This window comes from Rhodanobacter sp. UC4438_H5 (assembly GCF_052978405.1).
Genome location: NZ_CM129672.1, coordinates 67,571 through 79,833, shown reverse-complemented (window position 1 = coordinate 79,833; position 12,263 = coordinate 67,571). Strand labels below are relative to the sequence as shown.

10 protein-coding genes are annotated in these 12,263 nt (G+C 65.2%); 9 read left to right on the top strand and 1 reads right to left on the bottom strand.

The window, feature by feature from the left end:
* Positions 1-1,362 carry a DUF697 domain-containing protein gene (locus ACVCL9_RS00340; protein ID WP_447097115.1) on the top strand — a complete coding sequence of 454 codons (1,362 nt, stop codon included), beginning with the start codon at positions 1-3 and terminating at the stop codon, positions 1,360-1,362.
* A 101-nt stretch (positions 1,363-1,463) separates the two neighbouring features.
* On the opposite strand, the gene ACVCL9_RS00335 is transcribed toward ACVCL9_RS00340, so the two are convergent.
* Positions 1,464-1,697: a glutaredoxin family protein gene (locus ACVCL9_RS00335; RefSeq protein ID WP_447097116.1), complete on the bottom strand. Its 234-nt coding sequence runs from the start codon at positions 1,695-1,697 to the stop codon at positions 1,464-1,466.
* Between the two features lie 67 nt (positions 1,698-1,764).
* Between ACVCL9_RS00335 and ACVCL9_RS00330 the strand changes: the two genes are divergently transcribed.
* The 8 genes from ACVCL9_RS00330 to ACVCL9_RS00295 all read left to right on the top strand — a co-directional run bounded on the left by ACVCL9_RS00330 (position 1,765) and on the right by ACVCL9_RS00295 (position 12,263).
* Positions 1,765-3,147 (top strand): L-serine ammonia-lyase, encoded by a 1,383-nt coding sequence (locus ACVCL9_RS00330; RefSeq protein WP_395116636.1) that lies wholly within the window; start codon positions 1,765-1,767, stop codon positions 3,145-3,147.
* Between the two features lie 122 nt (positions 3,148-3,269).
* Positions 3,270-6,365: a type I restriction endonuclease subunit R gene (locus ACVCL9_RS00325; protein WP_447097117.1), complete on the top strand. Its 3,096-nt coding sequence runs from the start codon at positions 3,270-3,272 to the stop codon at positions 6,363-6,365.
* Between the two features lie 73 nt (positions 6,366-6,438).
* A complete protein-coding gene (locus tag ACVCL9_RS00320) occupies positions 6,439-6,708 on the top strand; it encodes a YlcI/YnfO family protein (protein ID WP_136257518.1) in 270 nt (89 codons plus the stop codon).
* Positions 6,705-7,004, top strand: coding sequence for a type II toxin-antitoxin system RelE/ParE family toxin (locus tag ACVCL9_RS00315; protein ID WP_447097118.1), 300 nt, complete (start codon positions 6,705-6,707; stop codon positions 7,002-7,004). Before ACVCL9_RS00320 ends, ACVCL9_RS00315 begins: the two co-directional genes overlap by 4 nt.
* A gap of 28 nt (positions 7,005-7,032) precedes the next feature.
* Positions 7,033-8,676, top strand: a complete 1,644-nt coding sequence (locus tag ACVCL9_RS00310; protein WP_447097119.1) for an HsdM family class I SAM-dependent methyltransferase — start codon at positions 7,033-7,035, stop codon at positions 8,674-8,676.
* Positions 8,669-9,922: a restriction endonuclease subunit S gene (locus ACVCL9_RS00305; protein WP_447097120.1), complete on the top strand. Its 1,254-nt coding sequence runs from the start codon at positions 8,669-8,671 to the stop codon at positions 9,920-9,922. Before ACVCL9_RS00310 ends, ACVCL9_RS00305 begins: the two co-directional genes overlap by 8 nt.
* On the top strand, positions 9,919-10,476 hold the full coding sequence (locus ACVCL9_RS00300) for a DUF6933 domain-containing protein (RefSeq protein WP_447097121.1): 558 nt from the start codon (positions 9,919-9,921) through the stop codon (positions 10,474-10,476). Before ACVCL9_RS00305 ends, ACVCL9_RS00300 begins: the two co-directional genes overlap by 4 nt.
* A 122-nt stretch (positions 10,477-10,598) precedes the next feature.
* Positions 10,599-12,263: an APC family permease gene (locus tag ACVCL9_RS00295; RefSeq protein ID WP_395116624.1), complete on the top strand. Its 1,665-nt coding sequence runs from the start codon at positions 10,599-10,601 to the stop codon at positions 12,261-12,263.

The window sequence follows — 12,263 nt, the reverse complement described above, 5'->3', positions numbered from 1 at the left end:
ATGAGCGACGCGTCCTGGTGGCGGCGCCTGCGCAGCCGGCTCCGGCACGAACCGGCGCGCGGGACCGCACCCACCGCACGCGTCGATGACGGTTCCAGCCGCGTCGCCGACAGCCTGCGCAGCCTGCTCGACGACCCGGCGATCCCGCCTTCGGTGCGCAGCGAGCTGGCCGGCGAATTCCGCCGCATCGAAAGCATGCTGGCCCGGCTCGAACGCGGCGAGCTGCACGTGGCGGTGTTCGGTCGCGTCTCCGCCGGCAAGTCGGCGCTGGGCAACGCCCTGCTCGGGCGCGAGGCGTTCCGCGTCGGCGTCCTGCACGGCACCACCACGGACGCCGAACACGCCGTGCTCGACGAGGCGCAGCACGACGGCCTGGTGCTGATCGACACGCCCGGTATCAACGAGCTCGACGGCGAGGCGCGCGAGAAGCTGGCTTTCGACGTCGCCGAGGTCAGCGACCTGGTGATCTTCGTCTGCGACGGCGACCTCACCCGCGAGGAACTCGACGCGCTGAAGACGCTGGCCGCCACCCAGCGTCCGCTGCTGCTGGCGCTGAACAAGGCCGATCGCTACGGCGCCGACGAACGCGACGGCCTGCTCGACCACCTGCGCCAGCGCACCGCCGGCCTCGTCCGCACCGAGGACGTGCTGGCCGTCGCCGCGCACCCGACCCCGCAGCGTGTGGTGGAAGTCGACGCGCGCGGCCAGGAGCACGTCCACGAACAACCCCGCGTGGCGGATGTCGCGGTGCTGCGCGAACGCCTGCTGGCGATCGCCGCACGCGAAGGCAAGGCGCTCTCGGCGATCAATGCCGGCCTCTACGCCGGCCGCCTCACCGACCAGGTCAGCGCGCGCATCGCGCAGACCCGCAAGGCCGTGGCGGCGAAACTGATCCACAACTACTGCATCGCCAAGGGCGTCGCCGTGGCGCTCAACCCGATCCCGGTGGCCGACCTGCTCGCCGCCGCCGGGCTGGACGCGGCGATGGTGGTGCAGCTCTCGCGCATCTACGGCCTGCCGCTGACCCGCGCCGAGTCCGGCCGGCTGGTGGCGGTGATCTCGGCGCAGCTGGCCGCACTGATGGGCGCGATCTGGGGCATGCAGCTGGTCGCTTCCGCACTGAAGGGCATCAGCGCCGGCCTCTCCGTGGTGGTCACCGCCGCCGCGCAGGGCGCGCTGGGCTGGTATGCCACCGTGCTGATCGGCCGCGCCGCCGAACGCTACCTGGTCGGCGGCAAGTCCTGGGGCGAAGCCGGCGCCAAGCGCGCCGTCGCCGATGTCGTCGCCAGCCTGGATCGCGATTCGATCCTGCGCGAGGCGCGCGAGGAAATCCTCAAGCGGTTGAAGTCACGCTCCCGCTGATCGCAACAACGGGGCACCCTACGGACCGCGTAGGGCGGGCACTGCCCGCCGCCCTTGCCCAACCTTGCACCCTGTCGAAAAGCCGGCGGGCGGTGCCCACCCTACGGCAGACCCAGGAACGCGCGCACTGCCGCGGCATCGAACGGCCAATCCAGCTCGCGCCCGTCGCGCGCATCGCGCAATACCGGCACGCGGGTGCCGTAGCGCTGCTCGAGCTCGGGCGAATCGTCCACCCACTCGCTGTCGAAATCCGGCGCGTGCGCCTCGGCCATCACGGCGAGGGCCTTGTCGCACAGGTGGCAGTAATCGCGCTGGTAGAGGATGAGGTCGGACATGCTGCTGCGAATGGATCGGGGCGCCGCGTAGAATAGCTGGTTCAATCCTTCACCTCGCAGCGCATCCATGGCCGTCAGCGTATTCGACCTGTTCAAGATCGGCATCGGTCCGTCCTCCTCGCACACGGTGGGCCCGATGCGCGCCGCCGCGCGCTTCGCCGAACGCTGGCTGGAGGAAAAGGGCGTGCTCGACCGCGTCGCCCGCGTGCGTGCCGAGCTGTACGGCTCGCTGGCGATGACCGGCCGCGGCCACGGCACCGACAAGGCGGTGCTGCTGGGCCTGGAAGGCCAGCACCCGGACACCGTCGATCCCGACCGGATCCCCGCCACGCTCGAACGCATCCGCGGCACCGGCCGCATCCTTCTGCTCGGCAAGCGCGAGATCGCGTTCGACGAAAAGGCCGACCTGGTCTTCAACAAGCGCCAGAAGCTGCCGTTCCACACCAACGGCATGCGTTTTTCCGCGTACGACGCCGACGGCAACGAGCTGGCCAGCCGCGACTACTACTCGGTCGGCGGCGGCTTCGTGGTCAACACCGACGAGGCGGCGGAGGATCGCATCGTCGCCGACACCACCGAGCAACCTTATGCCTTCACCACCGGCGACCAGATGCTGGCGCTGTGCAAGCAGCACGGGCTGACCATCGCGCAGTTGATGATGGCGAACGAAAGCGTGTGGCGCCCCGAGGCCGAGACCCGCGCCGGCCTGCTGACCATCTGGAAGGCCATGCAGGACTGCGTCACCCGCGGCCTGCGCTCGCCCGGCACCCTGCCCGGTGGCCTGAAGGTAGCGCGCCGCGCTCCGGCGATGCTCGAGGATCTGCGCAACCAGCCCGAAGCCGCACTGAAGGACCCGCTGACCATCCTCGACTGGGTGAACCTCTATGCGCTGGCGGTGAACGAGGAAAACGCCGCCGGCGGCCGCGTGGTCACCGCGCCCACCAACGGCGCCGCCGGCATCGTGCCCGCGGTCGGCCACTACTACCTGCGCTTCTGCCCGAAGGCGGACGACGAAGGCATCATCGAGTACCTGCTCACCGCCGCCGCCATCGGCATCCTGTACAAGGAAAACGCCTCGATCTCCGGCGCCGAAGTCGGCTGCCAGGGCGAAGTCGGCGTGGCCTGCTCGATGGCCGCCGGCGGCCTCACCGCCGCGCTCGGCGGCAACGTGATGCAGGTCGAGAACGCCGCTGAGATCGGCATGGAACACAACCTCGGCCTCACCTGCGACCCGATCGGCGGCCTGGTGCAGATCCCCTGCATCGAACGCAACGCGATGGGCTCGGTGAAAGCCATCAACGCCAGTCGCATGGCGCTGAAGAGCGACGGCAAGCACCGCGTCAGCCTCGACAAGGTCATCAAGACCATGCGCGACACCGGCCGCGACATGAAGGACAAGTACAAGGAAACCTCGCGCGGCGGCCTCGCAGTCAACGTCATCGAGTGCTGAGCACGGGGGGCGGAATTTGCGCCGATGAAAGCACCTGATGCATAAATGCGTCAGGGAGGCGCGCGCCGCGACGACGTCTCCGGCGATCTTTGCGACGATCCGCCCCAGGGCAGGGAGCGTTTTTGACCACGTTCAACGAAGATTCGCGAGTCAAGATCCCGGCCCTGCTGCATCTGTCGCGGCTGGGCTACGACTACCTGTCGCTGAAGCAGGCGCGTCGCGATGAGCGCAGCAATATTTTTCCGGAGATTCTCGAAGCAGCCCTGCTGCGCATCAACCCCGACCTGCATCGCCAGGACCTGTCCAGCCTGCTCGATGAAATCCGCCTGGACCTGCAGAACGAAGACCTCGGCAAGGCCTTCCACAAGCGCCTCACCGCACGCTCGGGCGTACGCCTGATCGACTTCGACAATCCCGACAACAACAGCTGGCATGCCGTCACCGAACTGCCGTTCGAGAACGGCGAGGACAACTTCCGCCCCGACATCACCCTGCTGGTCAACGGCCTGCCGCTGGCGATCATCGAGGTGAAGAAGCGCATGAATCCCGGCGGCGTGCTCGAAGAGCGCCGGCGCATGGATCGCCGCCACGCCAACCGCAAGTTCCGCCACTTCTTCAACCTGATCCAGTTGCAGGTGTTCTCCAACAACATGGAGTACGACGAGGCGGCCATCGATCCCGTGCAGGGCGCGTTCTACGCCGCATCCACCTATGGCGACGCGCACTTCAATTACTTCCGCGAAGAGCGTCAGGCCGAGCTTGCCGGCCTCATCGCGCCGCTGTCCGAAGCCACCGAAGACGCCATCCTCACCGACACCAACCTGGTCAGCATCAAGGGCGCGCCGGAGTTCGAGCGCAACAAGGCCGCCGACACGCCGACCCACCGTCTGCTCACCTCGCTGTTCAGTCGCCAGCGGCTCGCCTTCATCCTGCAATACGCCTTCGCCTGGCTGGACGAGGAAGAGGGCATCCAGAAGCACGTGATGCGCTACCCGCAGCTGTTCGCCACGCTGGCCATCGCCGAGCGCCTGGCGGCGGGCGTGCGCAAGGGCATCATCTGGCACACCCAGGGCAGCGGCAAGACTGCGCTGGCCTACTACAACGTGCGCTTCCTCACCGACTGGTTCCGGCAGACCGGGCAGGTGCCGCGCTTCTATTTCATCGTCGACCGGCTCGATCTGCTCAAGCAGGCGCGCGACGAATTCCGCCTGCGCGGCCTCACCGTGCACGTGATCGACAGCCGCGACGTGTTCGCCCGCGACATCAAACAGGGCGGAGCCGCCCGCAACGACCGGGGCGCGGCCGAGATCACCGTGGTCAACATCCAGAAGTTCAAGGACGACCCGGACGTCGCCGCCGCGCAGGATTACAACCTTGCCGTGCAGCGCGTGTATTTCCTCGACGAAGTGCACCGCAGCTACAACCCGAAAGGCAGCTTCCTCGCCAACCTGGAACAGTCTGATCGCAGCGCGATCAAGATCGGCCTCACCGGCACGCCGCTGATCGGCGAGCAGTTGCAGTCCAAGGCGCTGTTCGGCGACTACATCCACAAGTACTACTACAACGCTTCGATCGCCGATGGCTACACGCTGCGCCTGATCCGCGAGGAAATCGCCACCCGCTACAAGATGCAGCTGCAGCAGGCGCTAGCGCACATCGAAGTGCAACAGGGCGGCATCGAGCGCAAGGCGCTGTACGCCCACAAGCACTTCGTCGGCGCCATGCTCGACTACATCCTGCGTGACTTCGTGCAGTCCCGGATCACCTTCGGCGACGACAGCATCGGCGGCATGGTGATCTGCGACAGCGCCGAGCAGGCGCGCGAGCTGCACCGCCAGTTCCAGCAGCTCATGCAACGGGAGGCGCGGCCCAGCGTGGCCGAGGCGGCCAACGACGACGCCTACCGGCAGGGTCGCGTGGCCGAGGATGCCGCCCATTACGCCAGGCAGCCGCTCAGCGCCGCGCTGATCCTGCACGACGAGGGCGACAAGCAGTCGCGCGAAGACCAGGTCAAGGCCTACAAGAAGGGCCGGATCGACCTGCTGTTCGTCTACAACATGCTGCTCACCGGCTTCGACGCGCCGCGGCTCAAGAAGCTCTACTTCGGCCGCGTCATCAAGAACCACAACCTGCTGCAGGCGCTCACCCGGGTCAACCGCCGCTACGGCAAGTTCCGCTACGGTTACGTGGTGGATTTTGCCGACATCCAGGCCGAATTCGACAAGGCCAACCGCGACTACTACGACGAGCTCACCGCCGAACTGGGCGACGAGATCGAGCACTACAGCCAGCTGTTCATGAGCGAGGCCGAGATCCGCGCCAGCGTCGAGGCCATCCGCGAGGCGCTGTTCGCCTTTTCGCTGGACGACGCCGAGCTGTTCTCGCAGCAGGTCGGCCAGATCCATGACCGCCAGCAACTGCTCGCCATCGTCAAGGCGCTCACCCAGGCACGCGAGCTGTACAACCTGATCCGCCTCGGCGGCCACGGGGAACTCGCCGGCGTGCTCGATTTCCGCAAGCTGCGCCTTCTGCACATCGAAGCGCAGAACGCGCTGGCCGCGCTCAATCTCAAGCACCAACTGGAGCACGCCGACGACACCTCCGGCCTGCTCAACCAGGCGCTGGAGGACGTGATCTTCAAGTTCGAGAAAATCGGCGAGGCAGAACTGAAGCTGGCCGACGAGCTGAAGGACATCCTGCGCCGCACCCGCGAAACCCTGGCTTCCACCCAGGACCCGCAGGACCCGGCGTGGATCAGCCTCAAGGACGAGCTGGAGCGCCTGTTCAAGGCCAAGAAACTCAGCGAAGTGAGCCAGCAGGAGATGCAGGCGAACATCACTGCGCTGCGCGACATCGAACAGCACGCCCGCGCACTCAACCAGGCCAACGCCAACCTGGCCGCCCGCTACGGCGGCGACGGCAAGCTGATGCGCGTGCACAAGCGCCTGCTGGATTCGCACCGCCTGGGCGACAACCAGACCCGCCTGCACGCTGCGCTGGTCGGCATCAAGCGCGACATGGACGGCGCGGTGCTGGGCAACCGCGAACTGCTGGGCAACCCGGCGTTTTTCGAGCGCAGCGTGATGCCCATCGTGATGCGTCACTTCCAGGACAAGCCGCCCGAGCCGGATGCCGATACCCGCCGCCTGATCCAGCGGCTGCTGGTGGGCGAATACCTGGGCGAATCCCAAGGGCGCCTGCCGTTCGAGCGGGGATGAACCCCCGTTTCTGGCGGCCCGGCGTCGACCGTGCTAGGGTTGCATCGCAAATGCTATGCAAGAGGATGCCGCCATGAAAACCGCCACCTTGCCGCCCCTGCGTGTCGCTCCCGAGCTGCGCCAGGCAGCCGAATCCGTGCTGCGCGAGGGCGAGACCTTGTCCAGTTTCATGGAACAGTCCCTGCGCGACGAGGTGAATCGCCGCCACATGCAAGCCGAGTTCATCGCCCGCGGTCTGGCGGCGCGGGAAGACGCCAAGCGCACAGGTGGGTACTTCACGGTCAATGAATCGCTCGCGGGCCTGGATGCCATTCTCGCCAAGCACAAGCCCGACGCCCAGTGAGTTTCCGGGTCCGGATCAGTCAGGCCGCGCAGCACGATCTCGAGCGCCTGCTGGATTTCCTCGCACCCGTGGACTACCCCGCGGCCTTGCGCGCACGCGCGGCGATCGAGCGCGGCTACGCGTTTCTGGCGGACATGCCGTTTTCCTGCCGCAAGGTGGACGACGCCAACCCCTTCCTGCGCGAGCTGGTCATCCCTTTCGGCTACGCCGGCTACGTCGCCTTGTTCGACATCGAAGACGAGCACACCCTCACCATCCTCGCCGTCCGCCACCAGCGCGAAGACGACTACCACTGAAACCGAACCTTCGACATTCCCGGACCCGATGAATCCCAGCTACCAGCAACAAACCCGCGACCTGATCGATGGCCTCAAGGCCGTGTGCGCCAGCGCCGGCCTCGGCAACGACGGCAACGAATACAAGATCATCGTGCAGACCTTTCTGTACAAGCTGCTGTGCGACAAGTTCGCCTACGAGATGAAGCGCGCTTGCCCGGCGCTGGCCGGCGTGGATGACTGGATCGTCGGTTGGCAGGCACTGCCCGAAGAGGCGCAGCAAGACCTGCAAGACATGCTGCCTGCGGAAACCCCGCGCCTCACCGCCGACCAATTGATCCCCAGCCTGTTCAACCGCCAGAGCGAACCCGGCTTCGCCAGGCTGTGGGACGACACCCTGATCGCCATCGCCGTGGCCAACAACGACATCTTCGCGGTGCAGACCGACGACGGCGAAAAGGTGCCGCTGTTCGACCGCCTCAGCGAATACGTCACCGGCAGCTTGGAGAAGCGCGACGGCTTCGTCCGCGCGCTGTTCAACAAGCTGGTGGGGGTGAGCTTCGAGCGCCTGTTCGAGCAGAAGTACGACTTCTACGCCGCCCTGTTCGAATACCTGATCAAGGACTACAACAAGGACAACGGCGGCAAGTACGCCGAGTACTACACCCCGCACGCGGTGGCCACCATCATGGCCGACATCCTGGTGCCCGAAGACAAGCGCGGCGCGGTGAAGAACGCCGCCTGCTACGACCCGGCCTCGGGCTCGGGCACCCTGCTGATGGCGCTGGCCCATGCCATCGGCGAAGACCATTGCAGCATCTGGTCGCAGGACATCTCGCAGAAATCCTCCAGCCTGCTGCGCCTGAACCTGGTACTCAACAAGCTGGTGCACTCCATCCCGCACATCACCCAGGGCAACACCATCCTGCACCCGGTGCACCGCGACCCGAACGCACCCAGCAAGCTACGCCAGTTCGACTACATCGTGTCCAACCCGCCGTTCAAGATGGATTTTTCCGATTTCCGCGACGACCTGGAATCGGACGCCAACGCCAGCCGCTTCTTCGCCGGCATCCCCAAGGTGCCGAACAAGGCCAAGGACAAGATGGCGATCTACCTCTTGTTCATCCAGCACATCATCGCCAGCCTGAAACCCGGCGGCAAAGCCGCCGTGGTCGTGCCGACCGGCTTCATCACCGCCAGCAGCGGCATCGAGCTGCGCATCCGCCAGAAACTGGTGGACGAAAAGATGATCGCAGGCGTGGTCTCCATGCCCAGCAACATCTTCGCCACGACCGGCACCAACGTATCCATCCTGTTCCTCGACACCACGAACCGCGACGGCGTGGTGCTGATCGACGCCTCCGCGCTGGGCACCAAGGTCAAGGAAGGCAAGAACCAGAAGACCCTGCTTAGCCATACCGAAGAGCAGCGGATTGTCGACACCTTCAACGCCCGAGAGGCGGTGGAGGATTTTTCGGTGGTGGTGGATCACGCGGCGATCGCGGCGAAGAATTATTCGCTGAGTGCGGGGCAGTATTTCGAGGTGAGGATCGATTACGAGGACCTGACGCCGGAGCAATTTGCGGCGAAGGTGGCGGCGTATCAGGCGAATCTGGCAGGGATGTTCGAGCAGTCGCGGGAGCTAGAGGGTGAGATTGCCGAAGCCATCGGAGGCTTGCGGTATGGGTGATTTCATCATCCCAACGATTTCGCAGATTGGCGAAACGATTACCGGGAAAACGCCATCCTCGGAGTCGCCCGGAGACTTCGGTAACGCCACACCGTTTGTTACCCCTTCGGACTCATTCGATCAGAAGTTCATCACGCACACCGAGCGATCGCTGTCTGCTGCCGGCGTCGCGAAACTTAGAGGCAAGCTCCTGCCACCCAACAGCGTGCTGGTAACTTGCATCGGCTCCGCCATGGGTAAGGTCGCGATGTGCAAGGTCGCTAGCATCTCGAACCAGCAAATTAATTCCATCGTCGTTCGTGACGACTACTCCGCCGACTACATCTATTACGCGCTCACGAACAACTATCGTTCTTTGCGAAATGCAGCGACGGGGAGCACTGCGCTCCCCCTGCTGAACAAGGGGGACTTCGACGCGCTGAAATTTCAAATTCACAGCAACAAGGCAGAGCAGAAAAAAATAGCCGCCGTTCTCTCCGCCCTCGACGCCAAGATCGACCTCAACCAGCGCATCAACGCCGAGCTGGAGGCGCTGGCGAAGACGATCTACGACTACTGGTTCGTGCAGTTCGACTTCCCCGACGCCCACGGCCGCCCTTACAAATCCAGCGGCGGCGCGATGGTCTGGAACGACACCCTCAAGCGCGAGATTCCCATGGGCTGGAAGGCGCAACCGCTATCCGAACTTGGCAGTTTCCGTAACGGCATCAACTACGATCCTTCCATCGGAGGTGATTCCGTCGCGCGCATTGTCAACGTACGTAACGTTTCAGCCACTTCCATCTTTCTGAATAGTGACGATCTGGACGAGTTGGAGTTGGATCAGGCCGACATAGACAAGTACCTAGTTACGGCCGACTCAATCTTGATTGCCCGAAGTGGCATTCCCGGCGCGACCCGCATGATGCAGCCGTGCCCGACTAACACAATCTACTGCGGATTCATTATTTGCCTGAAAGTTGCGAACGCTGAAAACAAGCTGCTGCTTTTCTTCCGACTGAAGCAGCTGGAGCAGTCGCTGCTTTCCCAATCAAGCGGCTCTATCCTTAAGAATGTGAGTCAAGACACTCTTAAGGACATCAGTTTGGCTGTGCCGAGAGAGAGATCAGTCATTGAGAAATTCAACGCAGCAATTGCGCCGTTGTTTGAGAAGATCAGCGCAAACAATCTGGAGAACGTCGAACTCACCCAACTCCGCGACTGGCTGCTCCCCCTGCTGATGAACGGCCAGGTGCGCGTGGCATGACCCTCCTGCGCTGCACCGCCAAGCTGCTCAAGCGCCTGAAGCAGCCGGCCAAGCCGCCGGAACCCGCGCCCGAGGCGAACCCGCTGGGCGAGTGGTATGCGGACATCGACTTCTGGCGCCGGCAGCCGTTCGTGGTGCTGCTCAATGCCGTCACCGGTGCGGTGCTGGTCCTGCCGGGCAATGCGGCGAACCTGCGCGTGCTGCACGAGCGCGCGCTGCTGCAGTTCGCCGCCATCGCCGAACATCACGGCTTGCGCGGGCCGGGCGTCGATGCGGAGCTGCACGGCTTCGACGCCGGCTTCGCCTTCGCCGCCACCCGTGACCGCAACCTGCTGGCCTCGCTCAACCAGCGCAAGTTCGAGCTGTGGATGACGCTGGAACACAGCGACCGCTCCCTCCCCGAAGCCGCAGCACGCGACTGGGATGGCCTGTTCAAGCACCCTGCGCTGGGCCGCAACACGCGCCACAACATGGAATACCACCGCCCGCTCGACCTGCTGCGCCAGCATCTGCTGCCGGCCGCGCAAGTCCTTCCGTTCGGCCGAGCGTCGTGACCGGTACGCGAGGAAGGGACAGCCGCAACGGCTGCATGACCGCCGGCAGGTGACAGCTGCGGCCCGATTCTGCAACCATCGGCCCCTTCACGGCGCGCTTCGCGCCGCTACGGGAACCTCGCATGACCCAAGAACGCGCGATCCGCCGCGATGTCGGCCCGTTCGCCCTGATGCTTACCGGCCTGGGCTCGATCATCGGCTCGGGCTGGTTGTTCGGCGCATGGCGCGCGGCGCAGATCGCAGGACCGGGGGCGATCTGGGCGTGGGTGATCGGCGCGGTGGTCATCATGGCGATCGCGCTGACCTACGCCGAGTTGGGCGCGATGTTTCCCGAATCCGGCGGCATGGTGCGCTACGGGCACTACTCGCACGGCTCGCTGGTCGGCTTCATCGCGGCGTGGGCGAACTGGATCGCGATCGTCTCGGTGATCTCGGTCGAAGCGGAAGCGTCGGCGCAGTACATGTCGTCGTGGAAGTGGGATTGGGCGAAGGATCTCTATCACCAGGTTCCTGGCAGCCATGGCGAGCTGAGTACCACCGGCCTGCTGATCGCCGCAGCGCTGGTGATCGTGTACTTCCTGTTCAACTTCTGGAGCGTGAAACTGTTCGCGCGCTCCAACACCGCGATCACGCTGTTCAAGCTGGTGATCCCCGCGCTCACCGCGGTGCTGCTGATGATGAGCGGCTTCCATCCGGAGAACTTCTCCGTCGGCATCCACGGCGAACTGCACAAGACGGACTTCCCCTCGATCCTCACCGCGGTGGCGATCGCCGGCATCGTGTTCAGCTTCAACGGTTTCCAGAGCCCGGTGAACCTGGCCGGCGAGGCGCGCAACCCCGGCCGCAGCATCCCGTTCGCGATCGTCTGCGCGATCGCGCTGGCCACGATCGTCTACGTGCTGCTGCAGGTCGCGTTCATCGGCGCGGTGCCGCGCGAGATGCTGGCCAACGTGGGCTGGCACGGCATCGACTTCTCGTCGCCGTTCGCCGACCTGGCGATCATTCTCGGCCTGCAATGGCTGGCCACGCTGCTGTTCATCGACGCGGTGATCAGCCCGAGCGGCACCGGCATGACCTACACCGCCACCACCGCGCGCATGCTGTATGGCATGGAGCGCAACGGCACCTTGCCGAAGATCCTCGGTACCGTGCATCCGAAGTGGGGCGTGCCGCGGCCTGCGATGTGGGTGAACCTGGCGGTGTCGTTCCTGTTCCTGTTCTTCTTCCGCGGCTGGGGCGCGCTGGCGGCGGTGATCTCGGTGGCCACGATCATCTCCTACCTCACCGGCCCGGTCAGCGTGATGACCTTGCGCCGCACCGCGCCGGAATTGAATCGCCCGTTCCGGCTGGCCGGCCTGCCGGTACTCGCCGGGGTTGCCTTCATCATGTCCACCGAGTTGCTGTACTGGGCGAAGTGGCCGCTGACCGGCGAGATCATCGTGCTGATGGTGGTCGCGTTGCCGGTGTACTTCTACTACCAGGCCAAGGCCGGCTGGCATGATTTCGGTCGGCAGATGAAGGGCGCCTGGTGGCTGGTCTGCTACCTGCCCACGCTGGCGCTGGTGTCGTGGGCCGGCAGCCCGATGTTCGGCGGCAAGGGCTACCTTGCCTACGGCTGGGATCTGGCGCTGGTGGCGGTGATCGGCCTGGCGTTCTACCTGTGGGGCGTGAAATCCGGCTGGCGCACGCCGTCGGTGGAAGCGATCCGGATCGAGGCGCACGAGCATCCGGGCGAACTGCAGGTGCCGCCGGACGAAGAGAGCGCCGAGCGCATCACCGGCCGCTGA